A 25,533-nucleotide genomic window follows, 5' to 3' on the forward strand; every position below is an offset into this window, starting at 1 on the left:
CGTTGTCCCACAACGCTTACGCGCGGGGCAGCCCGAGAATCATCTGGGCGATGATGTTGAGCTGAATCTCCTTGGTACCGCCACCGATCAGTTCGGCGGGCAGGTGGAAGTACGGTTCGACGACCGTCGGGTCGGAGTCCTCGACCAGCGCCGCGGGCGCGCTGAGCGCCAGCGTCGCGGCGAAGATGCGGCGCAGCATCACGTTCATCGCCACCTTGGCGATACTCGACGCCGGGCCCGCGGCCTGCCCGTCGAGCAGACGCATGACCTCGCGCAGGGCCAGCACCTTGATGGCGTTGGCGTACGCGTCGGCCTCCCCGAGGGCGGCCAGCACCCGGGCCCGGTCCCGACGCTGCGCGGCGGCCAGGGCGCGCAGGATGCCGGCCCGGTCGAAGTTGACGTAGCCGCTGATGGCCACCCGCTCCTGCGCCATCGTCGCAATGGCCAGGTTCCACCCGTCGGTCGGCCCGCCGAGCAGCAGCTCGTCCGGCACGAACACGTCGGTCAGGAACACCTCGTTGAAGTGCGCCTCCCCGGTGGCCTGTCGGATCGGTTGCAGCTCGATACCTTCGGAGGTCATGTCGATGACGAAGTAGCCGAGGCCGCGGTGCTTGGCCGCGTCGGGATCGGTGCGCGCCAGCAGCGCCCCGTAGTCGGCGGTGTGCGCCGACGACGTCCAGATCTTGTGGCCGTTGATCCGCCAGCCGCCGTCGACCTTGGTCGCCCGGGTCGTCAGCGACGCCAGGTCCGAACCCGCACCGGGCTCGCTGAACAGCTGGCACCAGCCGAGTTCGCCGCGTTGGGTCGGCGGGATGAGTCGCTGCTGGACGTGGTCGGGCGCCGAGCTGATCAGTGCGGGCAGGATCCACTCGGCGATGCCGAGCGACGGCCGGACCAGACCGGGCCGTCTGGCGAATTCCTCGTCGAGGATCAACAGCTGGCGTTGGGTGGCCTCCACTCCCCACGGCCTGGGCCAGTGCGGGGCGATCAGGCCGGCCTCGGCCAGCAGTGTCCGTTGCGGGCCGGTGGCGAGATTCTCGTAGTCGCCCTGGCGCCCCGGCTTGTCGTTGCGCAGGGCCTCCGCCTCATCCAGAGTCGTTGCCACGGCGCGCCGGAACTCGGCGTCCAGGTCCCCGAGCTTGACCGAGACGTCCCGGCTCTGCGTGCGGGTGAGCTCACCGAGTGCCTCGGCGTAATCGCCTGCCGGTCCGATCGACGCGGCCAGGCTGGTGGCCTTGCGCCAGTACAGGTGCAGGTCGTGTTCCCACGTGTAGCCGATGGCGCCGAACATGGTCAGGGTGTCGAGGACCAGGTCGGGGGCCGGCGAGATCGCCATCAGTGCCGAACCCCAGGTGGCGATGCGGTGCTGCGCCAGGTCCTCGGAGGCCGACCGGACCGCGTCCCATGCCGCCGAGGTGGCCAGTTCGCTGTGCACCAGCAGCATCGCGGCCTGATGCTGCAGCGCCTGGAACGTCCCGATCGGACGGCCGAACTGCTCGCGGGTGCGCAGGTGGTCGGTGATCGCCCGCACGCACCAGCGCACGACACCGGCGGACGCACTGGCCGCCAGCGCGATCGCGACACAGCGGGCCCGCTCCTCGTCGACGCCGGTCAACACCTCGCCGTCGGCGCACCGGTATCCGTCGAGATGCACCACCGCGACGTCGACGGTCCGGTCGGTGCCCAGGCGGGTCTGGACCTCCACCCCCGGCCGCGACGGGTCGATCGCGAACCACACCAGGTCGTCGCCTGCGCGTGTGGCGGCGATGACCGTGCGGGCCGAGCGGGCGCCGAGGGCGGGGGCACAGGAACCGCTGACCTGCCAGCCGTCCGAGGTCCGGACAGCCTGGAACTCGTTGTCCCCGGGCAGGATCACCGCCGCGGGCGCGCCCTCGGCGAGTATGCCGAGCAGAGACTGCCGGGCCGCTGTGGGGTCGGCCAGCAGCGCGACCGCGCTCGCGGTCACCGTCGGCAGCACCGGACCCGGGATCAGCGCGAGTGCCGCGGCCTCGACCACGCATGCGGTGTCGGTCAGCGTGCCGCCCTGCCCACCCGTCTCCTCGGGCAGGTGCACGGCGTGGAAGCCGTTGGCGACGAACTGATCCCACCAGGGCGGAAGCTCTCCGGCGGCCAACGCGTCGAACGACCCACGGGTCTTGTCGATCGGCGCGTGCCGCGCGGCGAACCGGGTGACGGCGCTGCTCAGCTCTTCCTGCTCGGGGGTCAGGCCGATGCTCATCTGGCTCCTTCGGCCGCGCGCTGTCGCCGGTCGCGGAAGAAGTGCGCGGCCGCCACGACCGCCTCAGCGATCGGCCGCGGCTGCCATCCGAGCTCCCGCACCGCCTTGGAATGGTCCATCGGCGACATGATGTGCATGAGCCGGATGTTCAGCGGCGTCAGCATGGTGTCCCTGCCCCGCAGCCGGGCCACGGCCTCGCTCGCATACCCGGCCGCAGACATCAGGCCGATCGGCACGCCGAACTTCGGCGGCGCGACTCCGACGGCGGCGCAACCGATCTCGTGGAGCTCGCGGGTACTCATGAATCGCTCGCTGACGATGTAGCGCTGCCCCACCCGTCCGCGCTGCCCGGCCAGGATCAGCGCCCGCGCCGCGTCCTCGATGCCGACCACCTCGGCCGCGTAGCCGTCGATGGAGAACGGCAGCTTGCCCCGCACCGCGGCGGCGAGCATCCCACCGTGCGGAGTCGGCAGGAAGTCACCGGGGCCATAGGTGTTGGCCACGCACATCGCGACCGCAGGCAGATCCTTCTCGGCGCAGTACCGCAGCACCATCTCCTCGGCCTGCACCCGGGACCGGACATAGGCCCCACCCTGGTCTATCCAGTGGTGCGCGGTGCCCTCGTCGGCCAGACCGCCGTCGGCCAGACCGATCGTCGCTATCGAGCTGGTGAAGACGAAACGGTCAAGGCCGGCGTCTGCGGCCACGTCGAGGACGTTGCGCAGTCCGTCGACGTTGGTCCGCCACATGGGCCCGGGGTCGCGCAGCCAGGGACGGGCGTCGACGACGCAGTAGTAGACGACGTCGCAGCCGGACATCGCGATACGCAACGCCTCGGTGTCGAAGATGTCGCCGTAGTGGATCTCGACGGGGAGCCCGTCGATCCCGCGGGTCGAGCTGGTGGTGCGGATCATCACCCGCACGTCGTCTTCGCCGTCGGCGACCAACTGCCTGGTGACATGTGACCCGAGGAAGCCGCTGGCGCCGATCACCAGCTTGGTACCCGCCATTACCGCCCCACCCCGGCTCTCCTCCACAACCGTCAAACGAGACGCAACGTCTCGTCTTGTGGCACACTACGGGCGATGCCCCACCGTGTAAAGCAGGCCGGACGCTGCTGATGGCCGCCGAGACCGCGACGCCGCGCAGGCGCAGCGAGAAGTCCCGCGTGGCCATCATCGACGCCACCCGCCGACTGCTGATGGAGCGGGGCTTCGACAAGCTCACCATTGAGGCGGTCGCCGCCCGGGCAGGTGTCGGCAAGCAGACCATCTACCGCTGGTGGCCGAGCCGGCACGCGCTCGTCGCCGACGTCCTCCTCGAAGACGCCGACCGCATCCTGCGGCCCGTCGACCACACCGGCGACGTGGTCGCCGACGTGTCTGCGTGGGCGATCACCCTGGCGTCGGCGTTGACCACGCCGCGCGGCAACGCGATGCTGCGCATCCTGACCACCGCGGGCATGGAGAATCCGGACACCGCGGCCCGGCTGCGGACCGGCTTCAGCCTGCCGCTGCACGACTCGGTGCAGAACCGCTTGGCAGCCGCCGGCTTTCCCGTCGACGCTGCCCGGGACGCCGCCGACGCGATCGTCGGCGGCATCGTCTACGCGATCCTCGGTGAGGGCCGTTCCTTCCCGCCCCACCGCGCCGAGTCGATCACCCGCACCGTGCTCGACACCCCGAGATGAGCGGTCAACGCCGGCGACGATGAGCGCTTCGGCGGGAAACCCGGCACCGCCCGGCTACGGTGACCGCGTGAAAGGAAAGCCATGAGCGACGCAAGGCCCGACATCGTCATCATCATGACCGACGAGGAACGGGCGGCACCGCCCTACGAATCCGATGCGGTCCGCGCCTGGCGGCGCCGCACACTGGTCGGCAGGAACTGGTTCGACGACAACGGGGTCAGCTTCGCCCGCCACTACACCGGTTCACTCGCCTGTGTGCCGTCCCGGCCCACCCTGTTCACGGGCCAGTATCCCGACCTGCACGGCGTGACGCAGACCGACGGTCTGGGCAAGGCCTACGACGATTCCCGCCTGCGGTGGCTGCGCCCCGGCGAGGTGCCGACGCTGGGCAACTGGATGCGCGCCGCGGGCTACGACACCCACTACGACGGCAAGTGGCACATCTCCCACGCCGATCTGACCGACCCGGGCACCGGGCAGGCGCTGGCCACCAACGACGACCGCGGGGTGGTCGACCATGCCGCCGTGCGCCGGTATCGCGACGCGGATGCCCTTGCCCGGTACGGCTTCTCGGGCTGGGTCGGACCGGAACCGCACGGCGCCAAGCTCTCCGACGCCGGGATACGGCGCGATCCGCTGATCGCCGACCGGGTGGTCGCGTGGCTCGACGACCGCTACGCACGCCGACGCGCCGGTGACCCCGCCGCGATGCGCCCCTTCCTGCTGGTGGCGAGCTTCGTCAATCCGCACGACATCGTGCTGTTCCCGGCCTGGGCACGGCGTAACCCGTTGCCCGCATCCCCGCTGGATCCTCCCCCGGTGCCGGCCGCACCGACCGCCGACGAGGATCTGTCCACCAAACCCGCTGCGCAGAGCGCGTTCCGCGACGCCTACTACTCCGCTTACGGCCCGGCGAGGTTCGTCGAACGGACCTACCGGCGCCACGCCCAGCGCTACCGCGACCTGTACTACCGGCTCCACGCCGAGGTGGACACGCCGATCGACCGGGTTCGGCGCGCGGTCACCGAGGGCGGCACCGGCGCCGGACCCGACGACACCGTGCTGGTGCGCACCGCCGACCACGGCGACCTTCTCGGCGCCCACGGCGGCCTGCATCAGAAGTGGTTCAACCTCTACGACGAGGCCACCCGCGTCCCGTTCGTCATCGCCCGGGTCGGCAGCCGCCCCACCACGCCGCGCACCGTCACCGCGCCGACATCGCACGTCGACGTCGTGCCGACCGTCCTCGCGGCGGCCGGTGTCGACCTCGACGCGACCGCCGCCGCGCTGGCGCAGACGTTCTCCGAGGTACACCCGCTGCCCGGTCGGGATCTGATGCCGGTCGTCGACGGCGGCCACGCCGACGACGACCGTTCGGTGTATCTGATGACCCGCGACAACGTGCTCGAAGGCGACACCGGCGCTTCAGGTCTGGCGCGCTCCCTGAAGTTGACCTCGAAAGTCCCCGCGCCGCTGCGCATCCGGATCCCGGCGCACACCGGCGCCAACTTCGAGGGGCTGGTCACGCGGGTCGCGGCGGGCACGGCGGGCGGGCGCGGGCACATGTGGAAGCTGGTGCGCTCGTTCGACGATCCGGGCACCTGGACCGAACCCGGCGTGCGGAACCTGGACTCCGACGGCATCGGCGGAGCCACCTACCGGACCGATCCGCTCGATGACCAGTGGGAGCTCTACGACCTCAGCGCCGATCCGACCGAAGCGCACAACAGGTGGACCGATCCGCAACTGCGGGAACTGCGCGCGCATCTGCGGACCCGCCTGAAACATGTGCGCGCCGAAGCCGTTCCGGAGCGCAACAGGCCGTGGCCGTACGTCCGCCGTCAGCCGCCGCAACCGGCACGGCGATCGCCGATGCGTGCGTTGCGGCGGCTGCTGGGCTGAATCACGCGCTGGCGAAACGCTTCTCGTCGTAGAGCCGGGCCCACTCGGCACGCGGCCGGATCGACACGTCCACGTCGGCGCCCTTGACGCGCAACGCGCCGACGGTGGCCTGGTCCTTGGGTGTCAGCTTGAACGGGTCCCAGCCGAAGAACCGGCAGGAATTCTCCCAGGTGATCTTGTTGATGTCGGAGTCCGAGGCGCCGGCGCCGAGCAGTTCGGCGTGCACCTTCTCCGGTGCGTCGGGCCAGAAGCAGTCCGAGTGCGGGTAGTCGCACTCCCAGGCGATGATGTCGATGCCGATCTCGTGCCGCAGCTTCAGCGAGGTCTTGTCGGTGACGTAGCAGGCCAGCGAATGCTCGCGGAACACGTCGCTGGGCAGCTTGTCACCGAAGTCGCGGCGCAGCCACTTCTGGTTCGTGTAGTGCCGGTCGCTGCGGTCCAGATAGAACGGGATCCAGCCGATGCCACCTTCGGAGAACGCGAACTTCAGGTCCGGGTAGTTGCGCATCGCCGGGCCCCACAACAGGTCCTGCGCGCACATCGCCGACACCTGGGTGGCCAGGATGATCAGATTGTCGATGGGGGCGTTCGGCGCCATGCTGATCGCGCCGAAGCCCGTGCCGATGTGCAGGCACATCACCACGTTCTCCTCCGACAGAGTGCGGAACACCGGGCCCCAGTACTCGTCGTCGTGGTAACTCGGAAGTCCTTCCAGGTGCGGCAGTTCCGGCATGGTCACCGCGCGGCACCCCTTGGCCGCGACACGGCGGATCTCGTCGCACATCGCCTCGGGATTCCACGTCGGCAGGATCGCGATCGGGATGAAACGGTCCGGGTAGGTGCCGGCCCACTCGTCGATGTGCCAGTCGTTGTAGGCCGACACCATCACCAGGGTGATGTCCTCGCGGGTCATGTTGAGGTGCCGCGCGCTGAATCCGGTAAAGGTCGGGAAGCACATCGAGGCCAGGATGCCGTTGCGGTTCATGTCGCGCACCCGCTCGTGCACGTCGTACACCCCGGGACGCATCTCGGCGAAGCCTGCGGGGTCGCGACCCCACTCCTCGGCCGGCCACGACACCACGGCGTTCAGACCGCTGACCCCCTGCGGCCTGCCCTGGTACATCCACTGATCGACGCCCTTTTCGTCGGTGACGACGATCGGCGCCTCGTCCCGGTACTTGGCGGGGACGTGGCGCAGGAACATGTCCGGCGGTTCCACCACGTGGTCGTCGATGCTCACCAGGATCAGGTCGTCTGTGTTCATGTCTCTCCTCGCGTCCGCCTGCTTCCCTCAAGTAGTACCGTCTGCATGCGTGACCGTCTCTGCATCTTCGGACAGACTCTTGTCCGCAGCGGCCGACCTCCCGCATCGCCGGGTAATCGACCTGCGCCGCGGCGGCCAAGCGCTCGGCGGCAGCTATCTGTACGAGGGCGACGCGCTGATCACCGGTTGGCATTCGCACGACGTGCACCAGATCGAGTACGCGCTGCACGGTGTCGTCGAGGTGGAGACCGACTCCGCGCACTACCTGCTGCCCCCGCAGCAGGCTGCGTGGATTCCAGCCGGACTCGAACATCAGGCGGTGATGAACCCCGACGTCAAGACGGTGGCGGTGATGTTCGACCGCGCCCTGATCCCCGACGGCGGCGACCGCGCGCGGATCCTGGCAGTGTCGCCGTTGATCCGGGAGATGATGATCTACGCGCTGCGCTGGCCGATCGAACGGCACGTCGGCGACGAGATCTCCGACGGCTTCTTCCGGACACTGGCGGTGCTGGTGTGCGAAGCGCTCGACCACGAAGCGCCGCTGAGCCTGCCCACCTCGGATCACCCGATCGTCGCCGCGGCGATGGCCTACACCAAGAACCATCTCGACGCCGCGACGTGTGCCGACGTCAGCCGCGCCGTGTCGGTGTCCGAGCGCACTCTGCGTCGACTGTTCGCCGATTCGCTCGGAATATCTTGGCGCACTTACCTTCTACATGCCCGAATGCTGCGCGCGATGGCGCTGCTGGCCGGTCCGGCGCAGACGGTTCAGGAGACGGCGACCGCGGTCGGGTTCGACAGCGTCAGCTCGTTCACGCGCGCCTTCACCCAGTTCTGTGGTGAGACGCCGTCGGCTTACCGCAAGAGGGTCGCCGACGCGTCCTGAACGTCAGTCGGACTCCGGACGGCGTAACAGCCCCTCCCGGAGCAGCATGTCCACCGCGGTCTGCCACCGCTGCAGCTGAGGTGGCGAGATGAGCGGCTCGGCCAGGTGCCGGTCCAGATGCGGCCGCAGACTGATGGCGCCGAGAGCCAGGACCATCGCGTTGATCGCGGCCCAGGTGACGTCGACGTCCGGGCGGAGCTCGCCACGCTCTTTGCGTCGCTGCCAGCGGGCCACGCCGACCGCGAACAATGTGTCGAAGATCTCGGCCCCGAGCGGACTGCCGTCGACCAGCGCGCGGCCTACGTAGGCAGCGACATCGGGCTCCTCGGTGAACAGGTTGCTGACCCGATCGCCGATCTCGGCGACGGAGTCGACCGGTGGCTCGGAGAGTGGCCTGGACATCGTCGACGTGGTCAACTCCAACACGTACTCGTCGACGGCCTTGATCAGGCCGGCCTTGGTCACGAAGTGGTGCTGGACCAGTCCTAGGGACACCCCGGCCGCCGCCGCAACACCCCGCATCGTGGTTCCTGCGGCGCCGTTTGCGGCCAGGCTGCGCAGAGCGGCCGCTCGGATTCGCTCGATGTTGCGCGGTTCCGCTACGCCGGCCTCTTCCTCTGACACCACAGTGTTCACCGTAGACAACACCCGAACCAGCGAAGTCGACAATACGGCGGTATTGCTCCTACGGTACAAATGTATTTGCGTGTGTGAGCGCTACCAGAGGGGAAGGTGTCCGTGAACTCGATACGCATCGACGAGGAAGCGTGGACCGCGCCCTGCACCCGCGACCCGGACCGGTGGATGGTCACCGCCGATGAAGGCGCCAAGTCGCTGTGCCGCTCCTGCCCGCGGCGCTGGCAGTGCGCACGGGATGCCTGCGTGACCCCGGGTGCTACGGGGTTGTGGGCCGGCATCGTGCTGCCCGAGGGTGGCCGCAACCGGCAGTTCGCGCTCAAGCAGCTGAGATCGCTGGCCGAACGCCACGGGTTCTCGGCCACCAGGCGTTGACCTAGCTGCTCGGTATGGGGGCATTGGAGGGCTGCCCGGTCGAGGCGATGAAATCCTCCAACAGATCGACGACCTGGTTCGGCGTCTCGACGTGCGGGAAGTGACCGACCCCGCTGAGCACTTCCAGCCGGCACCCGGGCCGGTGCCGGTCGAGCTCGTAGCCGTGCTCCACGGGGATGATGTGGTCCTGGTCGCCCCAGATCACCATCAGCGGCAGCTCTGCCGTCAAGTGCATCCGGTTCAGCGCGCTCACCGCCTGGCCGCGGTAGTCCACCACGGACCTCAGCGTGCGCAGGAACGCCTGGCGGGTCTGCGGGTCCGACAGTGACGCGTAGGCGCTCCACATCTCCGACCCTCGGGGAGATTGGATGTTCGCCGCGGAGAACCACCCGCGCACCCTGTCACCCACTCGCACCACCGGCGTCGGCGCGATGACCGGCAACAGCAGTTCGGCCCCCGGCGCCGACAACAGACGCAGCGTCCACCCAACGTCCTGGCCGAGACCGCCGCTGCTGATCAGCACCAGCCGCTTGCAGTAGTCGGGATGCTGATAGACGAACTGCATGGCCACGCCGCCGCCCAGCGACTGGCCGACGACGGTGACCGACGTGATGCCCAGTTCGTCGAGCAGGTCGCGAAGGCCGACGGCGAACGCGCCCAGTGAGTAGTCGCTTCGGGGCTTGGCAGACTCGCCGTGCCCCAACAGGTCGGGCGCGATCACCCGGTAGCGCTTCGACAGCTGCGGCAGCACCGCCCGCCACGTGTTCGAGCTTCCGGCCATCCCATGCAGCAGCAGCAAGGTTTCTTCGCCGTCACCGACGTCCCGATAGGCGACGCGGTCGCCATGCAGGTCCACGTACTTCAGGTCGCTCATATGTCGTCCCCATCCAACGGATATCTCCATGTTCCCCGAGATCGCCGGCAATACGCCGATGGTGGCCATCCCAACCCGCGGCAGCCCGAGTGAGCGGCGTCACCGGTGGTCGGGCCGCCATCCGAGGTTTCACGTGCTGACGGCGGGGTAATTATCGGGCCAGTCAGCGTGAATCGAGAAGGAGACGGCATGCCCGACCGGGCCAAAGGCACCCGCGGTACAGACGATCCGTTCAACGAGACCGTCGCCACGACCGGGCTGTTCCTGATCATCACCGCGATCATCTCGCTGGCGTTCGCACTGGCGAGTTGGGGTCTGGCGGAGACGCTGATGGCGATTTTCGCAGGCGCCATCGCGGTCATCAGCTTCACCGCCAGCATCCTGTGCTTCAAGAACCAGGCCGACGACGCCGCTCCGGCAGCCGCTGAAGTCACTGCCTGAGTGATTCACGGGGTTTGTCGACAGCCGGAACCCGCAGCGGTGACGCATGACGTCCGGGTCTTGACCGACGCCGGGGCACCCGATGGCGGCGCGGCCCACGGCCTAATGTCTACGGCCCGGGCTCGGCCAATCCAAGTGCGCGAGGGGGGACTCGAACCCCCACGCCCATAGGGCAATGGAACCTAAATCCATCTCGTCTGCCAGTTCCGACACTCGCGCTAAGCTCGCCGATCTTAGCGCGACTTCTGCGCCATCCCCCTGTCGGACATCGTCGATACCCTCGCGACAAACACCGCAGGCCGGGGGTCGATTTGAGGTCCAGAGAACAGTTCGAGGAAGTCTTGCGGCTGATCTCGACCGGCCTGAATGATTGCGAGATCGCCAGACAGACGGGTATTCCGCGGAAGACAGTCTGGCAGTGGCGGTGTGAACCAGGTGCTGGGCTTCGCGCTCGGGCAGGGTCGTCGGAGTGCGGTATCGAGCACAACTTTGCAGTTCTGCCTGCGAAACCCTATGCGTACCTTCTCGGCCTCTATCTGGGCGACGGCTGCGTCTCCCGTGGAGCGAGGACATTCACACTGCGCATCTCCTGCGACAAGCGATATCCGGCGATCATCCAGCGGTGTCGCGAAGCTATCGACGCGCTGTTTCCCGGTCAGCGCGCCGGCGTCTACGCCCGTAAGAGTGGTTGCGCTGACGTCTACCACTGCTCCAAACATTGGCCGTGCCTGCTCCCCCAACACGGGCCCGGCCGCAAGCACCTTCGCAAGATCGCCCTCGAACAGTGGCAGCAGGAGATCGTCGACCGCGAGACCGAGGAATTCGTCACGGGGCTGATCCACAGCGACGGCTGCCGCGTGGTCGCCAACGACCGTGGCGTCCTCAGCGTCCGATACCACTTCAGCAACCGGTCCGAAGACATCATCGGACTGTTCACCGCCGCGCTCGACCGGTTGGGCATCACGTGGCGGCGTTCCGACAGGTACACCGTGTCCATCTACCGCAAGGCTGCGACGTCCCGTATGGACGAGTTCATCGGCCCCAAGGACCGCCCGATACCGCTGCACTGCCCCTGATTCGGATCAGCGGCACAACTCACTTGTGCGGGCGCGGCACGTCGATGTCGTATTGCGCGATCTTGCGATAGAGCGTGGCCCTGCCCATCCCGAGTTCGTGTGCGGCCTCGGCCATCGTGACGGAACCGGCAGCCAGCACGCGGATGATCTCCCCCCGCTCGAACGACTCGATGCGTGAGAGATGACGAGTGTCGCCCGCGAGCACTTCGGACGGTAGATGACCGACGTCGACGATGTCGGTGCGATTGACGGCATTGGTGACGACCTGCCTGAGTTGATCGGCGTTGCCGGGCCACCCGTAACCGGTCAACGCCCGTGCCGCAGCAGGGGTGAAAGTGACGTCGCGGCCGCGAGCCCGACGCGCCACGTGTGCCGCGAGCGCGACGATGTCGTCGGGGCGCTCACGCAGCGGCGGCACCTCGACGACCGTCTCGACCAGACGCGCCAACGCCGCCGGGATGTCGGTGAACCGCTCGGCCGTCACCGCGAACTGAATTCTGGCACCGAGGCCGGCGGCGCTGCGGAGCACGACTGCATGCAGCCGCTCAGCGGCCCACGCCGGCAACTGGTCGACGTCGCGCACGATCACCGCCGTGTGCGACTTGCCGAGTTCGGGGGTCCACAGCCCGAGCCAGGTCGAAATGTCCTCGGGCTCAGGCACGCCCGCCGACAAGATCCGGTCGCGCGGATGGGCGTGCCGCGCCGCCTGACCGAGCAGAGTAGCCCGGCCCGCGCCCGGCTCACCGATCGCGGCGACGATGCTGTCCACCGTCATCGCCTCCTCGGCACGCCGGACCGCCGCATTCCATGCCGCCGACAACGTGTGCACCGTGCCCGATCCCGGTTCGAGGTGCGGCATCTCCACCCGGAACACCTGGCCGCGCGGCGTCGGCCGGGTCCGCCGACCCGAACCCCGCGCCAGCATCAACGCGGCGGTGTTGCTGGCCGCCGAGCGGGCCAGCGCCAGCAGCAGCTCGCTCGACGAACGCGACCACGTGGTGAGGTTGACGCTGCCCTCCAGCCGGCCCGACGTGGGATCCAGCACCGGCACCGCGGCGCACGTGAAGAGGTTCAGGCTCAGCGCGTAGTGCTGGTCGGCCCGGACCAGCGTCGGCGCCCGGTCGGCCAGCGCCAGGCCGAGCCCGTTCGTGCCCACCTCACGCTCGGAATAGGCGAAGCCGGGCGCAAGGTGCACCGCGTCGAGGGCTGCCACCAGCGACCGGTCGCCGGACAGCCGGGACAGCACCACACCGTCGGCGTCGGTGAGCATCAGGCTGACCGGTTCGGCGGACAGCGTGCGGTGCAGATCGGCGAGCACCTCGTTGCCGCACTCGAAGAACAGCGAGCTGAGGTTCTCCGTGCCGGTGAACACCGGCTCGACGCCCTCCAGCGAGATCCCGTAATCCTCGCTGCGCTGCCATGACGCCAGCAGCCGCTCCGGCACGGCCCCAGGCGGGGCGCCGCGCACGGGGTGGCGTATCTGGGCCCGTTCAGGCAGACCGTCGGGCATGTGATCCACGTTACAAACACTGGCAAGCCGATGCGCCCCCTCGCAGCCCCGCCGGCGTCTCAGATTGAGACGGCGAACCCCTCGGAAGCGGTGGCCCGCGGCTCTAACCTCAGGCCAGGTTGTGACAGCCATCACACAGCCCCCGAAGGAGACCGATGTTCACCAAGGACGGCACCAGCTACTTCATCGTCGACGCCCACATCGCGCTGTGGGACGCGCGGCCCGAGAACCAGCGCAACATCCACGGCAAGCAGTTCATCGACTGCTTCTACGACTACCACCGCAACCTGTCGCCGGACTCGGAGGTCTGGAGCTACGAGGACTACCTGTACCAGGGCGGCGAACGGCTGATGCACGACCTGTTCGACCTCGGCTACGTCGACCACGCGATCTTCCAGCCCGCCCACCTCGGCGAGTTCTACTACAAGGGATTCGGACAGACCGCCGAAGCCTCCGAGCTGGCCAGGGCCCACCCGGACAAGCTGACCTACAACCACCACTTCGACCCGCGCAACGGCGAGGTCGGCCTCGAGCAGCTGCGGCTGGACGCGAAGAAGTACGACCTCAAGGGCGTGAAGCTCTACACCGCCGAGTGGCACGGCGAATCGCGCGGCTGGAAGCTCGACGACCCGTGGGCTTACCGCTACTTCGAGGCGTGCCGCGAACTCGGCATCCGCAACATCCACGTCCACAAGGGCCCGACGATCCGGCCGCTGGACCGCGACGCGTTCGACGTCGCCGACGTCGACCACGTCGCGTCGGACTTCACCGACCTGAACTTCATCGTCGAGCACTGCGGGCTGCCCCGGCTGGAGGACTTCTGCTGGATCGCCACCCAGGAACCCAACGTCTATGCCGGTCTGGCCGTGGCGATCCCGTTCATCCACACCCGGCCCAAGTATTTCGCCCAGATCATGGGCGAGCTCCTCTACTGGATCGGTGAGGACCGCATCTTCTTCTCGTCCGACTACGCGCTGTGGACCCCCAAGTGGCTCGTCGAGTCGTTCGTCGATTTCAACATCCCTGACGAACTCGGCGAGTACCCGCAGATCACCACCGAGCAGAAGAAGAAGGTCCTGGGACTCAACGCGGCCAAGCTCTACGACATCCCGGTGCCGGCCGAACTCCAGCTGCCCGACGCCGACGAGCCGGCCGTAGGTCCCCGCGGCGCCGACGAGATGGCCAACGCGTGAGCCGCTCCGACGAGGCGTTCGCGGCCCTGGCCGCGGTCGTCGACCCGGAACTCGACGAGCCGGTCACCGACCTCGGGTTCGTCCGTTCGCTGCTGGTGTCCCCTTCGGGCGACGTCGAACTGCACCTGAGGTTGCCGACGTCGTTCTGCTCACCCAACTTCGCCTACCTGATGGCCTCGGACGCCAAAGACGTTCTGGTGGCGTTGACGTGGGCCCGGCACGTGGTGGTCGAGCTCGACGACCACCACGACTCGGCGATCATCAACGCGGGCCTGGCCGCCGACGCGGGCTACCGCGGCACGTTCGGCCACGAGGCCGAGGACTCGCTCGACGAGCTGCGCCAGACGTTCACACGCAAAGCGCACACCGCCGCGATGGAGCGATGTCTGACCGCACTGCTGCGCTCCGACCGAGCCCGGTCGGAGGAATCGCTGGGCAGGGTCACCCTCGGGGAGCTGCCCGACGACGAACTGACCGCGTCGCTGCTGCGTCGCCGCGAGGCGCTCGGTCTGTCCACGTGCGGCACCGAGGCCGTGCTCGTCGATCACCTGGGCCATCGGTACGACGACGTGCCGATGGCGATCCGCCGGGCCCGCTCGACCCGGATCTCGATCGACGGCAACGCCCACTTCTGCCGGGGGCTGCTGCGCACCCGGTACGCCGACGAGCCGGCGGCGTTCTTCCCCGCATCCGCCCTGCTGCCCGACCACCAAGGAGTCCACTGACATGTCCACCATGCGCGCTGTCCAGGTCGTCGGCTACCACCAGAACCTGGAGATGACCGAGCTGCCGATACCCACGCCGACCGGGCCGTTCGACGTGATCGTCAAGATCGGCGGCGCCGGGGTCTGCCGCACCGACCTGCACATCCTGGAGGGCCAGTGGGCCGAGAAGTCCCAGGTCCAACTGCCGTACACGATCGGCCACGAGAACGCGGGCTGGGTGTCGGCGGTCGGCTCCGCGGTGACCAACGTCGCCGAGGGCGACAAGGTCATCGTGCACCCGCTGATCACGTGCGGGTTGTGCCGTGCCTGCCGGTCCGGCGACGACGTCCACTGCGAGGCCAATCAGTTCCCCGGCATCGACACCAACGGTGGCTACGCCGAGTACCTGAAGACCTCGGCCCGCAGCGTGGTGCGGATCGACGACGCGCTGGAACCGTCCGACGTCGCCGCCCTCGCCGATGCCGGGCTGACGGCCTACCACGCGGCGGCCAAGGCGGCGAAGCGGCTGGGTCCGCGCGACCGGGTCGTCGTGATCGGTGCGGGCGGGCTGGGTCACATCGGCATCCAGGTGCTCAAGGCGCTGTCCCCGGCGGAACTGATCGTCGTCGACCGCAATCCGGAGGCCCTCAAGCTCGCCGAGTCGATCGGCGCCGACCACGGGGTGACGGCCGACGGCGGGTCGAACGTCGTCGACCAGGTGCTCGAACTCACCGGCGGCAACGGCGCCGAAGTGGTCATCGACTTCGTCGGGGAAGGCGGCGCGACCGCCGAGGGTGTGGCCATGCTGCGGGGTGCCGGCGACTATCACGTGGTCGGCTACGGCGAGAACATCGACGTGCCGACCATCGACATCGTGTCCAGCGAGATCAATTTCATCGGCAACCTGGTCGGCTCCTACAACGACCTGTGCGACCTGATGGCGCTGGCCGGCCGCGGCAAGGTCCGCCTGCACACCCAGAAGTACCCGCTGGACGATTTCCAGTCCGCCATCACCGATCTCGACAACGGCAATGTCCGTGGCCGGGCCATCCTGATCCCGTAGAAGGGCGTGTGATCTCCGTGATATTCATCGTCGTGAAATTCCGGCCCAAGCCCGAGTACGTCGAGAACTTCCCCGACCTGATGGCCGAGTTCACCGAAGCCACCCGTAACGAGCCGGGCAACATGTGGTTCGACTGGTCCCGCAGCCTCGAGGATCCGTCGGAATACGTTCTGGTCGAGGGGTTCCGCGACGGCGACGCAGGCAAGGAACACGTCACCGCCGAGCACTTCAAGAAGTTCGTCACCGACACCCCGGCGCTGCTGGCGTCCACCCCGCTGATCATCAGCCAGACCGTGGACGCGACCGGATGGTCGGAGATGGGCGAGATGAAGGTGGGTTAGCCCGACTCGTCACGATCGCGGCGCCGGACGGGGACACGGTACCGTTGAACGGTGTCCACTACACGGCGTAGGAGGCCGGCGCTCATCCTGTTGATGATCGCCGCCGCTGCCGGCTGCCTCGCGCTGGCGTGGTGGCAGTGGACCCGTTACGAGTCGACCTCGGGCAGTTTCCAGAACCTCGGCTATGCGTTGCAGTGGCCGCTGTTCGCCGGCTTCTGCGTGTACGCGTACTTCAAGTTCGTCCGCTACGAAGAGGCTCCGCCCGAGCCGCATCCGAGCGACGCGGTCACCGAGATCCCCGCCGGCCTGCTGCCGGAACGGCCGAAGGCCGGAGGCGGGACCGATGCCGACGCCACGTTGCGGGAGTACAACGCCTACCTGGCCGAGTTGGCCGAAGCCGATGCCGAAGACCAGAAGACGCAGCAGACAAGAGGAACCGGTACGTGAGCGCACCCGAATCCCCCACCCCCATCGTTCCCGTCGAGGCAGTCCGCAAGGCACTGACCGGATACCGCGTCCTGGCCTGGGCCACCGGGCTCTGGCTGATCGCCCTCTGCTACGAGATGGTGATGAAGTACGCGTTCCACGACGACTCCCTCGGCTGGATAGCGGTCGTGCACGGCTGGGTGTACTTCGTCTATCTGCTCTTCACCGCGAACCTCGCGGTGAAGGTGCGCTGGCCGATCGCCAAGACCGTCGGCATCCTGCTGGCCGGCACCGTCCCGCTGGTCGGCATCATCGTCGAGCACTTCCAGACCCAGAACATCAAGACGCAGTTCGGCATCTGAGCCGGCTTTGCCGGACGCACCGCTGGTTACACTCGGTGCGGTGTCAGCCAGCCCCGGCGTGCGCTGCGGCGCCCCGGCGGTCCCGCACCGGCACGCGTCGCTCCGAGATCCCGCCCTCACCGGTCTGCGGGCAGTCGCGGCGTTGCTGGTCGTCAGCACGCATGCCGCATTCGCGACCGGCTACCTGGCCCACGGCTATCTCGGCGCGATGTACGCACGCCTGGAGATCGGCGTCGCGATCTTCTTCGTGCTGTCCGGTTTCCTGCTGTTCCGTCCGTGGGTGCAGGCCGCCGCCGACGGCAGGCGGTCCCCTTCGGTGGGGCGCTACGGCCGCAAGCGCCTGCGCCGCATCGTGCCCGCCTACGTCGTCACCGTCGTTGCGGTCTTCGAGATCTACACCGTCTTCACCCCCGGCGCCAATCCCGGGCAGACCTGGCACGGGCTGCTGCGCCATCTGACCTTCACGCACATCTACACCGACGACTACGTGGTGACCCTGCTGCACACCGGCCTGTCGCAGATGTGGAGCCTGGCCGTCGAGGTGTCGTTCTACCTCGCGCTGCCGGCACTGGCGTTCCTGGTGCTGCGGGTGCTCGGCCGCGGGCAGTGGCAACCGGCGCGGGCCCTGACCGGTATCGCGGTCCTGGCCGCGGTGAGCCCGCTCTGGCTGGCCGTGGTGATCGGCACCGACCTGCTGCCGAACTCCGCGGGCATGTGGCTGCCCGCGCACCTGGCGTGGTTCGCCGGCGGAATGGCCCTCGCGGTGCTGGAACGGGTCGGTGCCCGCTGCGCCGCGATCGTCGCGGTGCCGGCGGCCGTCGTGCTCTACCTGGTGGTGTCGACTCCGCTCGGCGGCACGCTGTGGGGCCCCGATCCGGCCTGGACACCGGTGGTCAGGTCACTGCTGTACGCGGCGATCGCGACGCTGGCCGTGGCACCGGTGGCGTTGGGGTGCCGGGATTCGTACGCGCGGGTGCTGGGCAGCAGGCCGATGGTGTGGCTCGGCGAGATCTCCTACGAGATCTTCCTGGTGCACGTCGCGGTGATGGCGCTGACGATGCACCTGGTGCTCGACTGGTCGCTGTTCACCGGTTCGATGCCCGTGCTGATCGCCGCGACGCTGGCGCTGACCGTCCCGGTGGCGTGGATGTTGAACCGGGTGACCCGTCCTCAGACCAGGCTGCGCAGCGACGGCAGCAGCGCGGCCAGCGCGCGGCCCCTGTGCGACGACGCGTCCTTCTCCGCCGGACTCAGCTCGGCGGCGGTCCTGTCCGAACCGGCGGGCAGGAACACCGGGTCGTAACCGAATCCGCCGTCGCCGCGGGGCGCACGCACGATGCTGCCCGGCCACTCCCCCCGGACCACCACCGCGTCGCCGTCGCCGGGACCGAACACCACTGCGCACGCCGACACGAACGCCGCACCACGCCGGTCGTCGGGCACGTCGGCGAGCTGGCCGAGCAGCAGCGCGGTGTTCGCGGGATCGTCGCCGTGCCGCCCCGCCCAGCGGGCGCTGAGCACACCCGGCATGCCGTTGAGGGCGTCGACCTCCAGACCGGAATCGTCGGCGACGGCGGGGATGCCGGTCGCGGTGAAGGCGTCGCGGGCCTTGGCCAACGCGTTCTCCTCGAACGTCGCCCCGGTCTCGGGCGCCTCGTCGAACGGCGGGACGTCGTCGAGGGACAGCAGGGTCAGTTCGGACACGCCCGCGGCGTCGAGCACGCGGCGCAACTCGGCCAGTTTCTTGCGGTTGCGGCTGGCCACCAGCAGACGCGACATCGCGGTCAGCTCCCGAAGGCCTTCTTCGCGGGCTCGGTCGACGCCGGCAGCTGACCCGGGTAGGGCAGCGCCAACGCCGCGCGCTGCACCTCGAAGAGCTGGTCGATGGCGACCATCGCGACGTCGAGCATCTTGTCCAGGGTGGACCGCGGGAACGTCGCGCCCTCGCCGGTGCCCTGGATCTCCACGAGCGTGCCGGTGTCGGTGGCGACGACGTTCATGTCCACCTCGGCGCGCGAATCCTCGGTGTAGGGCAGGTCCACGCGGATGCGGCCGTCCACCACACCGACGCTCACGGCGGCGATCGCGCACGACAGCGGACGCGGATCGGAGAGCTTGCCTGCCGCGGCCAGATAGGTGACGGCGTCAGAGAGCGCCACGTAGGCGCCGGTGATGGCCGCCGTGCGGGTACCACCGTCGGCCTGCAGCACGTCGCAGTCGATCGCGATGGTGTTCTCCCCCAGCGCGGCCAGGTCGATGCAGGCGCGCAGGGATCGGCCGACCAGCCGGCTGATCTCCTGGGTGCGGCCGCCGACCCGTCCCTTGACCGACTCGCGGCCGGACCGCTCATGGGTGGCGGCGGGCAGCATCGCGTACTCGGCGGTCAGCCAGCCCTGCCCGGATCCCTTGCGCCACCGGGGCACGCCCTCGGTGACGCTGGCGGTGCACATCACCCTCGTCTGCCCGAACTCCACCAGTACCGAACCGGCGGGATGAGTGGTGAAACCGCGCGTGATGGTGACCGGGCGCAGTTCGTCGTCGAGGCGGCCGTCTTCTCGTCTGGACACGGGCCAACCCTAGCTGGTCAGCCCGGGCGGCCTCTCAGGAGCGCGTGACCTCGAAGGTCTCGTTGCAGACCACCGCGTGCACGGGGCCGTCGAACTCCGCCTTCGCCTCGCTGATCACGTCCTCGCGGGACGTCCACGGCGGGATGTGGGTCAGCAGCAGCGCGCCCACACCGGCACGGGCGGCCGCCCGGCCGGCCTCGGCACCGGACAGGTGCAGGCGCGGCGGCCGGTCCGGCGAATCCGTCCACGACGCCTCGCACAGGAACACGTCGGCGTCGCGGGCCAGCTCGATGAGCGCATCGCAGTAGCCGGTGTCGCCGCTGTAGACCAGGGTCGCCCCGGACGGGTCGGTGAACCGCATCCCGTAGGACTCGGTCGGGTGGCACACCAGACGCGGCAGTACCGTCAGCGCGCCCATCTGGACAGGCTGGTTGTCCACCCAGTGCCGGATCTCGAAGATGTCGGTGAAGTCGTCGATCTCGCCGCCCTCCGGCGAGGACGCCGAACCGAGGCGGGCCCACGTGTTGGCGGGCCCGTAGACGAACCCTCGCTCCTGCGCCGGCGTCGGGTGGTACCGCCGCCAGACGAACAGTCCGGGCAAATCCAGACAGTGGTCGGCGTGCAGATGGGACAGCAACACATGGACGGAGTTCGGGTCCGCGTGACGCTGCAGTGCGCCGAGGACACCGCCACCGAAATCCAGCACCAGCGGCGGGGTGTCGGGCGCGGTGACGAGATATCCCGACGCGGGCGAATCAGGACCGACCACACTGCCGGAGCAACCGAGTACGGTGATTCGCACGCCCACTAGCTTGCCATGCCCGGCATCGCCATGACGAAAACATCGCCGCTTTCGGCGAGGAAGGTCATGTCCGAGAACCGGCGTGACGCTGAACAGGCCGGACCCCGTCGAGTGTGGGCCCGAGGAACCGCGCGGCCAGCGCGGTGAACGCCGCCGGGTCCCCGGTGGCCTCGAACTGCCGGCGCGGCGCCGCGGCCGGATCCGCCGGATGCGGTCTCAGCAACTGCTGCTCGGTCAGCACGCGCAGCAGATCCTTGGCGGTCTCCTCGGCGCTGGACACCAGCGTCACGTGGTCGCCCATCGCCAACTGGATCAGGCCCGACAGCATCGGATAGTGGGTGCACCCGAGCACCAGCGTGTCGACCTCGGCCCGCTGCAGCGGCTCCAGGTAGCCCTCGGCCAGGCCGAGCACCTGACGTCCGCTGGTGACGCCGCGTTCGACGAAGTCGACGAAGCGCGGGCACGCCACGCCGAACACCTCGATGTCGCGGGCCGCGGCGAACGTGTCCTGGTAGGCGCCCGACGCGATCGTCGCCGCGGTGCCGATGACGCCGATGCGGCCGTTGCGGGTGGTGGCCACGGCGCGGCGCACGGCAGGCAGGATCACCTCGACCACCGGGATCGGGGCGTACCGCTCCCGCGCGTCCCGCAGGCACGCCGACGACGCCGAGTTGCACGCGATCACCAGCGCCTTGACGCCGCGGCCTGCCAGGTCGTCGCCGATCGCCAGCGCGTGCGCACGGATCTGCGGGATGGTCAGCGGGCCGTAGGGCCCGTTGCCGGTGTCGCCGATGTAGATGATGTCCTCGTCGGGCAGCTGGTCGATCACCGCGCGTGCCACGGTCAGCCCGCCCACCCCGGAGTCGAAGATGCCGATCGGCGCCTGCTGGTCGCTCATCGGGTCGGGTACGGCGGGGTCGTCGCGGGCCGGTGTGGCTGCCGCGCCCGGCGCTCGGGACCCGAGAGCAGGTACGCCGCCAGCACCCCCGCGGCCGCACCGCACAGGTGCCCCTGCCAGGACACGCCGAACGTCCCCGGCAACACGCCGAGCAGGATGCTCCCGTAGATGAACAGCACCACGACCCCGACGACGATCTCCCAGATCTTGCGGGTGAAGAAGCCGAACACGATCAGGAACGTGAGCCAGCCGAAGATCAGCCCCGAGGCGCCGATGTGGTTGGTCTCGACGACGGTGCCGTGGTATGTGGGGGCGCCGATGTTGCCGATCAGCCAGGTGCCGAGGCCGCCGACGATCCAGACGATCGCCGTCGCGTACAGGAACCGCGACAGGCCTGACAGCGTCATGAGGAATCCGAGGACCAGCGCCGGGCCCGTGTTGGCGATCAGGTGGCCCCAGTCGGAGTGCAACAGCGGCGCGAACAGGATGCCGGACAGCCCGTCGGTCTCCAGCGGGCGGATCCCGTTGCCGTCGAGGCGATGTCCGGTCAGCGAGTCGAACAGCTCGATGATCCAGAGCAGCACGATGAACGACACGATGGTGAGGCCGCCCACCATCCACGGGGGCCGCTTCGTCGGCCCCGCGGGCAGGGCTGGGTGTCCACCGGTCCCCGTCACGCCCAAAGCTGCCCTTCCAACGCGTCTTCAGCGTCATCCAGGCTACCGGCGTAGGCGCCGGTGGACAGATACTTCCAGCCCGCGTCACACACCGTGAACGCGATGTCGGCGCGCTCCCCCGCCTTGACCGCCTTGGCCGCCATCCCCAGCGCCGCGTGCAGGATCGCGCCGGTGGAGATGCCTGCGAAGATCCCCTCGGTCTGCACCAGCTCGCGGGTGCGCCGCACCGCATCGAAGGAGCCCACCGCGAATCGCGTGGTCAGCACCTCCGGGTCGTACAGCTCGGGAATGAAGCCCTCGTCGATGTTGCGCAACGCGTACACGCCCTCGCCGTAGCGGGGTTCGGCCGCCACGATCTGCACCCCGGGTACGTGCTCGCGCAGGAACCGTCCGGTGCCCATCAGCGTGCCGGTCGTGCCGAGGCCCCCGACGAAGTGGGTGATCTCGGGGAGGTCGGCCAGCAGCTCGGGGCCGGTGCCCTCGTAGTGCGCGGCCGCGTTGGACGGGTTGCCGTACTGGTACAGCATCACCCAGGAGGGATGTTCGGCGGCAAGCTCTTTGGCGTGCGCCACCGCGGTGTTGGAACCGCCCTCGGCGGGCGAGTAGATGATCCGCGCGCCGTAGAGCTCCAGCAACTGGCGCCGTTCGATCGAGGTGTTCTCCGGCATCACGCAGACCATCTGGTAGCCCTTGAGCAGCGCCGCCATCGCCAGCGAGATACCGGTGTTGCCGCTCGTCGGCTCCAGGATCGTGGCCCCGGGATGCAGCCGGCCTTCGCGTTCGGCGTCCTCGATCATCCGCAGCGCCGGCCGGTCCTTGATTGAGCCCGTCGGGTTGCGGTCCTTCGAGCTTGGCCCACAGCCGCACGTGCGGCGACCCGTCCCAGGCAGGCGAGAGCCGCTGCAACCCGACCAGCGGGGTGTTGCCGAGCGCTTCGAGCAGCGAGTTGTAGCGCGTCATCGGAAAGTGCTCAGCCTCCTGCGACGGCGGGCAGGATCGTCACCGAGTCGCCGTCGGAGATCGCGGTCTCCAGGCCACCGGAGAACCGCACGTCCTCGTCGTTGACGTAGATGTTGACGAAGCGGTGCAGCTTGCCCGGGTTGGCGGGGTCGACCAGCCGATCCGAGATGCCCGAGTAGTTGGCCTCGAGATCGGCGATCACGGCCTGCAGTGTGTCGCCGGAGGCGGACACGCGCTTCTCGCCACCGGTGTGGGTGCGCAGGATCGTGGGGATGGACACAGAGATGGCCACGGGAGTGACTCCTTCGGTTGTCTTCAGTACTGCTCGACGATGGTGACGGGCTCTTCGGTGACGACGCCGTCCACGATGCGGTAGCTCCGCAGCTCGTGTTCGTCGGGGTCGCGGGTGGACACCAGGACGTAGTGGGCGTCGGGTTCCGCCGCGATCGCGACGTCCGTGCGGCTCGGGTAGGCCTCGGTGCCGGTGTGCGAGTGGTAGATGACGACGGGCACCTCGTCGGCCTCGTCCATCGCCTTCCACACCTTGAGCTGCTCCATGGAGTCGAACCGGTAGAACGTCGGCGAGCGCTCCGCGTTGACCATCGCGATGAACCGCTCGGGGCGATCGGAGCCCTCGGGGCCGGCGATGACGCCGCAGGCCTCGTCGGGATGATCGGCGCGGGCATGGCTGACCATGGCCTCGACCAGGTCAGCACGGATCGTCAACACTGCACAGTCCTCTCACTCGAACGCTCCCGGCAACATCCCACGGTATGTCGGTATTCCGGCGACCGGGGCGGCGGCCAGCACCGCGACCAGCACGGCGCGCGCCAGCACCTCGGCCGCCGCGGCGCCGACGGCGGTCACCAGCGGCAGCTCCGGGGTCATCGAGGCCGGCGTCGTCGGGTCCGGGTTGACCTCCACCGCGCCGGTGGCCAGCGCGAACACGGTGTCGCCGTCCAGCGGGGTGTGGCAGGGGTTGATGGTGCGGGCCAGTCCGTCCTGGGCCGCGACCGCCACCCGCCGGCATGCCGCCTTGCTCAGCGCCGCGTCGGTGGCCACCACCGCGATGGTGGTGTTGAGCGGGCTGAGTTCGCCGTGCCGGTCGGTGTAGGCCGCGAGTTGGTCCGCGGGCGGGGCGACGAGCCCGAACTGTTCGGCATGGGACGCGAGCCAGGGCAAACCGGTGGCCGGGTCGACGACGTCGCCCGCGGAGTTCACCACCACGAGCGCGCCGACCGTGACGCCGGAATCGAGCAGCACCGAGGCCGTGCCGACACCGCCCTTGAGGACGCCGGCACGTGCCCCGACCCCCGCCCCGACGGTGCCGATCGCCGCGTCGGCGCCGGCCGCGGCGGCCGCGCGGTAGCCGAAGTCGGCATCGGGCCGGCACTGCCAGCCGCCGACCGGGAGGTCGAAGATCACCGCCGAGGGCACGATCGGGACCACACCGCCGTCCAGCGCGACCCCGCGGTTGCGCTCCTCCAACCAGGTCATCACTCCGTCGGCGGCTGCCAGCCCGAACGCGCTGCCGCCGGTCAGCACGACCGCGTCGATGTGGCGCACGGAGTTGCTCGGGTCGAGCAGGTCGGTCTCCCGGGTGCCGGGGGCGCCGCCCCGCCCGTCGACCGCGCCGGTGGTTCCCGGCGGCGTCAGCACGACGGTGGTTCCGGTCGCCCAGCCCGACCCCAGCTGCGCGTCGTCGTCGAGCCGGTGATGGTGGCCGACCAGAATGCCGCCGACGTCGGTGATCGATCCGCTCACCGCGACTGGTCCATCAGGCAGATCACCAGGTATTCCTGCATCACCGTGAGCCACTGGTAGACGTCGAGATGCCCGGCCATCGGGTGGTCGCCGGGCAGCCGGTCGGGAATGTCGGAACCCACCCCGAGCATGGTGCCGAGCGCCAGCCGGACGTCGTTGACGGACGACGCCCAGGCGTGCGCGTCGTCCTCGGACAACTCGAACTTGCCGCCCGCCGCCGGGACCGTGTCCAGCAGGCGTTGCGCCGCTTCACGTTTGGCGTCGATGATGGCGGGCTCGTGCAGGCTGCGCAGCGCGCTGTTCAGACTCTCCGCCGGACCGGACCCGGCCGGATGCTCGGTGGCCAGCCGGTAGAAGTCCGGGAGCAGTCGCTTCAACGTATCGTCTTGCGGCGGAACGGAGTTGCCGGTGCGCATGCCGGTGATCTCGGCGAGTTCGTCCACCGGGCCGGAGCTCTCCCGGGCGTCGAGCATGCCCAGCAGCGAGGTGACCAGGCTGCTCAGCAACTCTGATTCGTGGGCGGCCAGTGCCGACCGAAACCGCGGGCCGTCGGCGCCCTCGACCCGTTTCCATTTACGCACAGTGTTTTCAGCGGTCCTGTTGCAGTGTCGCCCACAGCCCTGCGGCGTGGAGCCTGGTCACGTCGGCCTCCATGGACTCCCGGCTGCCCGCGGACACCACGGCCTTGCCCTCGTTGTGCACCTGCAGCATCAACTTGGTGGCGTGCGGTTCGCTGTAGCCGAAGAGTTTCTGGAAGACGTAGGTCACGTAGGTCATCAGGTTCACCGGGTCGTCCCAGACGATGGTCACCCACGGCGTGTCGGTCGCTTCGGCCGTTTCCGGGTCCAAGCGCACGTCACGGTCTTCGCGGGTGCCCGGT

Annotated in this window: 28 protein-coding genes, 1 tRNA gene and 2 pseudogenes; 13 read left to right on the forward strand and 18 right to left on the reverse strand. The window is 69.1% G+C overall.

The features are described 5' to 3' along the window. Nucleotides 1–16: 16 nt before the first annotated feature. Nucleotides 17–2,239 (reverse strand): acyl-CoA dehydrogenase, encoded by a 2,223-nt coding sequence (locus C6A87_RS19650; protein ID WP_311113804.1) that lies wholly within the window; start codon nucleotides 2,237–2,239, stop codon nucleotides 17–19. Beyond that, nucleotides 2,236–3,249: an NAD-dependent epimerase/dehydratase family protein gene (locus tag C6A87_RS19655; RefSeq protein ID WP_311113805.1), complete on the reverse strand. Its 1,014-nt coding sequence runs from the start codon at nucleotides 3,247–3,249 to the stop codon at nucleotides 2,236–2,238. Before C6A87_RS19655 ends, C6A87_RS19650 begins: the two co-directional genes overlap by 4 nt. 110 nt (nucleotides 3,250–3,359) lie before the next feature. On the opposite strand from C6A87_RS19655, the gene C6A87_RS19660 reads away from it, so the two are divergent. Continuing rightward, nucleotides 3,360–3,929, forward strand: a complete 570-nt coding sequence (locus tag C6A87_RS19660; protein WP_311113806.1) for a TetR/AcrR family transcriptional regulator — start codon at nucleotides 3,360–3,362, stop codon at nucleotides 3,927–3,929. 81 nt (nucleotides 3,930–4,010) lie between these two features. Then, nucleotides 4,011–5,831, forward strand: coding sequence for a sulfatase-like hydrolase/transferase (locus C6A87_RS19665; RefSeq protein WP_311113807.1), 1,821 nt, complete (start codon nucleotides 4,011–4,013; stop codon nucleotides 5,829–5,831). A gap of 1 nt (nucleotide 5,832) precedes the next feature. Here the strand turns inward: C6A87_RS19665 and C6A87_RS19670 are convergent, their stop codons facing one another. Then, on the reverse strand, nucleotides 5,833–7,095 hold the full coding sequence (locus C6A87_RS19670; RefSeq protein WP_311113808.1) for an amidohydrolase family protein: 1,263 nt from the start codon (nucleotides 7,093–7,095) through the stop codon (nucleotides 5,833–5,835). 49 nt (nucleotides 7,096–7,144) lie between these two features. Here C6A87_RS19670 and C6A87_RS19675 point away from each other — a divergent pair, with 49 nt between their 5' ends. Continuing rightward, the gene (locus tag C6A87_RS19675) at nucleotides 7,145–7,984 is read left to right on the forward strand and encodes a helix-turn-helix transcriptional regulator (protein WP_311113809.1); all 840 of its coding nucleotides are present in this window, start codon (nucleotides 7,145–7,147) and stop codon (nucleotides 7,982–7,984) included. A gap of 3 nt (nucleotides 7,985–7,987) precedes the next feature. Here the strand turns inward: C6A87_RS19675 and C6A87_RS19680 are convergent, their stop codons facing one another. Next, nucleotides 7,988–8,611: a TetR/AcrR family transcriptional regulator gene (locus C6A87_RS19680; RefSeq protein WP_311113810.1), complete on the reverse strand. Its 624-nt coding sequence runs from the start codon at nucleotides 8,609–8,611 to the stop codon at nucleotides 7,988–7,990. 111 nt (nucleotides 8,612–8,722) lie between these two features. Between C6A87_RS19680 and C6A87_RS19685 the strand changes: the two genes are divergently transcribed. Then, the gene (locus tag C6A87_RS19685; RefSeq protein WP_311113811.1) at nucleotides 8,723–8,995 is read left to right on the forward strand and encodes a WhiB family transcriptional regulator; all 273 of its coding nucleotides are present in this window, start codon (nucleotides 8,723–8,725) and stop codon (nucleotides 8,993–8,995) included. Nucleotide 8,996: 1 nt separating this feature from the next. Here C6A87_RS19685 and C6A87_RS19690 read toward each other — a convergent pair whose 3' ends face one another. Then, nucleotides 8,997–9,869: an alpha/beta fold hydrolase gene (locus C6A87_RS19690; RefSeq protein WP_311113812.1), complete on the reverse strand. Its 873-nt coding sequence runs from the start codon at nucleotides 9,867–9,869 to the stop codon at nucleotides 8,997–8,999. Between the two features lie 189 nt (nucleotides 9,870–10,058). Between C6A87_RS19690 and C6A87_RS19695 the strand changes: the two genes are divergently transcribed. Further along, nucleotides 10,059–10,310 carry a hypothetical protein gene (locus C6A87_RS19695; RefSeq protein WP_311113813.1) on the forward strand — a complete coding sequence of 84 codons (252 nt, stop codon included), beginning with the start codon at nucleotides 10,059–10,061 and terminating at the stop codon, nucleotides 10,308–10,310. Nucleotides 10,311–10,446: 136 nt separating this feature from the next. Here C6A87_RS19695 and C6A87_RS19700 read toward each other — a convergent pair. After that, nucleotides 10,447–10,529, reverse strand: a tRNA-Leu gene (locus tag C6A87_RS19700). A 122-nt stretch (nucleotides 10,530–10,651) separates the two neighbouring features. Here C6A87_RS19700 and C6A87_RS19705 point away from each other — a divergent pair. Beyond that, complete coding sequence (locus tag C6A87_RS19705) at nucleotides 10,652–11,386, forward strand: hypothetical protein (RefSeq protein ID WP_311113814.1); 735 nt, start codon at nucleotides 10,652–10,654, stop codon at nucleotides 11,384–11,386. Between the two features lie 19 nt (nucleotides 11,387–11,405). On the opposite strand, the gene C6A87_RS19710 is transcribed toward C6A87_RS19705, so the two are convergent. Then, a complete protein-coding gene (locus C6A87_RS19710; protein ID WP_311113815.1) occupies nucleotides 11,406–12,896 on the reverse strand; it encodes a GAF domain-containing protein in 1,491 nt (496 codons plus the stop codon). Between the two features lie 155 nt (nucleotides 12,897–13,051). Between C6A87_RS19710 and C6A87_RS19715 the strand changes: the two genes are divergently transcribed. The 7 genes and pseudogenes from C6A87_RS19715 to C6A87_RS19745 all read left to right on the forward strand — a co-directional run. Further along, complete coding sequence (locus tag C6A87_RS19715; RefSeq protein ID WP_311113816.1) at nucleotides 13,052–14,089, forward strand: amidohydrolase family protein; 1,038 nt, start codon at nucleotides 13,052–13,054, stop codon at nucleotides 14,087–14,089. Next, a complete protein-coding gene (locus C6A87_RS19720; protein ID WP_311113817.1) occupies nucleotides 14,086–14,814 on the forward strand; it encodes an iron-sulfur cluster assembly protein in 729 nt (242 codons plus the stop codon). Before C6A87_RS19715 ends, C6A87_RS19720 begins: the two co-directional genes overlap by 4 nt. A gap of 10 nt (nucleotides 14,815–14,824) precedes the next feature. Then, nucleotides 14,825–15,856, forward strand: a complete 1,032-nt coding sequence (locus tag C6A87_RS19725; RefSeq protein WP_311118007.1) for an NAD(P)-dependent alcohol dehydrogenase — start codon at nucleotides 14,825–14,827, stop codon at nucleotides 15,854–15,856. A 17-nt stretch (nucleotides 15,857–15,873) separates the two neighbouring features. After that, nucleotides 15,874–16,197 carry a putative quinol monooxygenase gene (locus tag C6A87_RS19730; RefSeq protein ID WP_311118008.1) on the forward strand — a complete coding sequence of 108 codons (324 nt, stop codon included), beginning with the start codon at nucleotides 15,874–15,876 and terminating at the stop codon, nucleotides 16,195–16,197. 51 nt (nucleotides 16,198–16,248) lie between these two features. Beyond that, on the forward strand, nucleotides 16,249–16,644 hold the full coding sequence (locus C6A87_RS19735; protein ID WP_311113818.1) for a hypothetical protein: 396 nt from the start codon (nucleotides 16,249–16,251) through the stop codon (nucleotides 16,642–16,644). Next, nucleotides 16,641–16,985, forward strand: a complete 345-nt coding sequence (locus C6A87_RS19740) for a DUF3817 domain-containing protein (protein ID WP_311113819.1) — start codon at nucleotides 16,641–16,643, stop codon at nucleotides 16,983–16,985. Before C6A87_RS19735 ends, C6A87_RS19740 begins: the two co-directional genes overlap by 4 nt. A 58-nt stretch (nucleotides 16,986–17,043) precedes the next feature. Then, nucleotides 17,044–18,081 (forward strand): annotated as a pseudogene (locus C6A87_RS19745) (acyltransferase family protein); the annotation flags it as partial. A gap of 74 nt (nucleotides 18,082–18,155) precedes the next feature. Here the strand turns inward: C6A87_RS19745 and rdgB are convergent. The 11 genes and pseudogenes from rdgB to clpS all read right to left on the reverse strand — a co-directional run bounded on the left by rdgB (nucleotide 18,156) and on the right by clpS (nucleotide 25,508). Continuing rightward, nucleotides 18,156–18,764: an RdgB/HAM1 family non-canonical purine NTP pyrophosphatase gene (gene rdgB / locus C6A87_RS19750; protein WP_396836907.1), complete on the reverse strand. Its 609-nt coding sequence runs from the start codon at nucleotides 18,762–18,764 to the stop codon at nucleotides 18,156–18,158. 5 nt (nucleotides 18,765–18,769) lie between these two features. Further along, a complete protein-coding gene (gene rph, locus C6A87_RS19755) occupies nucleotides 18,770–19,552 on the reverse strand; it encodes a ribonuclease PH (protein ID WP_311113820.1) in 783 nt (260 codons plus the stop codon). Between the two features lie 34 nt (nucleotides 19,553–19,586). Beyond that, nucleotides 19,587–20,360: a cyclic nucleotide-degrading phosphodiesterase gene (locus C6A87_RS19760; protein ID WP_311113821.1), complete on the reverse strand. Its 774-nt coding sequence runs from the start codon at nucleotides 20,358–20,360 to the stop codon at nucleotides 19,587–19,589. 58 nt (nucleotides 20,361–20,418) lie between these two features. Next, nucleotides 20,419–21,252 carry a glutamate racemase gene (murI, locus tag C6A87_RS19765; RefSeq protein ID WP_311113822.1) on the reverse strand — a complete coding sequence of 278 codons (834 nt, stop codon included), beginning with the start codon at nucleotides 21,250–21,252 and terminating at the stop codon, nucleotides 20,419–20,421. Continuing rightward, nucleotides 21,249–21,935, reverse strand: a complete 687-nt coding sequence (locus C6A87_RS19770) for a rhomboid family intramembrane serine protease (protein ID WP_311113823.1) — start codon at nucleotides 21,933–21,935, stop codon at nucleotides 21,249–21,251. Before C6A87_RS19770 ends, murI begins: the two co-directional genes overlap by 4 nt. Then, a pseudogene (locus C6A87_RS19775) lies at nucleotides 21,926–22,889 on the reverse strand (PLP-dependent cysteine synthase family protein). Before C6A87_RS19775 ends, C6A87_RS19770 begins: the two are co-directional and overlap by 10 nt. Before the next feature lie 10 nt (nucleotides 22,890–22,899). Beyond that, the gene (locus C6A87_RS19780; RefSeq protein WP_311113824.1) at nucleotides 22,900–23,181 is read right to left on the reverse strand and encodes a MoaD/ThiS family protein; all 282 of its coding nucleotides are present in this window, start codon (nucleotides 23,179–23,181) and stop codon (nucleotides 22,900–22,902) included. 23 nt (nucleotides 23,182–23,204) lie between these two features. Further along, nucleotides 23,205–23,585: a Mov34/MPN/PAD-1 family protein gene (locus C6A87_RS19785; protein WP_396837109.1), complete on the reverse strand. Its 381-nt coding sequence runs from the start codon at nucleotides 23,583–23,585 to the stop codon at nucleotides 23,205–23,207. Between the two features lie 45 nt (nucleotides 23,586–23,630). After that, nucleotides 23,631–24,653: a P1 family peptidase gene (locus C6A87_RS19790; RefSeq protein WP_311113826.1), complete on the reverse strand. Its 1,023-nt coding sequence runs from the start codon at nucleotides 24,651–24,653 to the stop codon at nucleotides 23,631–23,633. Beyond that, on the reverse strand, nucleotides 24,650–25,234 hold the full coding sequence (locus C6A87_RS19795) for a DUF2017 domain-containing protein (RefSeq protein WP_311113827.1): 585 nt from the start codon (nucleotides 25,232–25,234) through the stop codon (nucleotides 24,650–24,652). Before C6A87_RS19795 ends, C6A87_RS19790 begins: the two co-directional genes overlap by 4 nt. Before the next feature lie 7 nt (nucleotides 25,235–25,241). Beyond that, complete coding sequence (clpS, locus tag C6A87_RS19800; protein WP_311113828.1) at nucleotides 25,242–25,508, reverse strand: ATP-dependent Clp protease adapter ClpS; 267 nt, start codon at nucleotides 25,506–25,508, stop codon at nucleotides 25,242–25,244. Nucleotides 25,509–25,533: the final 25 nt, after the last annotated feature.

Origin of the sequence: Mycobacterium sp. ITM-2016-00317, from assembly GCF_002968295.1 — a bacterium.
Lineage (GTDB): Bacteria > Actinomycetota > Actinomycetes > Mycobacteriales > Mycobacteriaceae > Mycobacterium.

What these genes read in the sequence shown, in the direction of transcription:
- C6A87_RS19670 (WP_311113808.1), bottom strand. Translation starts at nt 7,095, where the DNA reads ATGAACACAGACGACCTGATCCTGGTGAGCATCGACGACCACGTGGTG.
- C6A87_RS19660 (WP_311113806.1), top strand. Translation starts at nt 3,360, where the DNA reads ATGGCCGCCGAGACCGCGACGCCGCGCAGGCGCAGCGAGAAGTCCCGC.
- C6A87_RS19690 (WP_311113812.1), bottom strand. Translation starts at nt 9,869, where the DNA reads ATGAGCGACCTGAAGTACGTGGACCTGCATGGCGACCGCGTCGCCTAT.
- C6A87_RS19725 (WP_311118007.1), top strand. Translation starts at nt 14,825, where the DNA reads ATGCGCGCTGTCCAGGTCGTCGGCTACCACCAGAACCTGGAGATGACC.
- C6A87_RS19650 (WP_311113804.1), bottom strand. Translation starts at nt 2,239, where the DNA reads ATGAGCATCGGCCTGACCCCCGAGCAGGAAGAGCTGAGCAGCGCCGTC.
- C6A87_RS19785 (WP_396837109.1), bottom strand. Translation starts at nt 23,585, where the DNA reads ATGGTCAGCCATGCCCGCGCCGATCATCCCGACGAGGCCTGCGGCGTC.
- C6A87_RS19665 (WP_311113807.1), top strand. Translation starts at nt 4,011, where the DNA reads ATGAGCGACGCAAGGCCCGACATCGTCATCATCATGACCGACGAGGAA.
- C6A87_RS19715 (WP_311113816.1), top strand. Translation starts at nt 13,052, where the DNA reads ATGTTCACCAAGGACGGCACCAGCTACTTCATCGTCGACGCCCACATC.
- C6A87_RS19710 (WP_311113815.1), bottom strand. Translation starts at nt 12,896, where the DNA reads ATGCCCGACGGTCTGCCTGAACGGGCCCAGATACGCCACCCCGTGCGC.
- C6A87_RS19655 (WP_311113805.1), bottom strand. Translation starts at nt 3,249, where the DNA reads ATGGCGGGTACCAAGCTGGTGATCGGCGCCAGCGGCTTCCTCGGGTCA.
- murI (WP_311113822.1), bottom strand. Translation starts at nt 21,252, where the DNA reads ATGAGCGACCAGCAGGCGCCGATCGGCATCTTCGACTCCGGGGTGGGC.
- rdgB (WP_396836907.1), bottom strand. Translation starts at nt 18,764, where the DNA reads ATGTCGCGTCTGCTGGTGGCCAGCCGCAACCGCAAGAAACTGGCCGAG.
- C6A87_RS19695 (WP_311113813.1), top strand. Translation starts at nt 10,059, where the DNA reads ATGCCCGACCGGGCCAAAGGCACCCGCGGTACAGACGATCCGTTCAAC.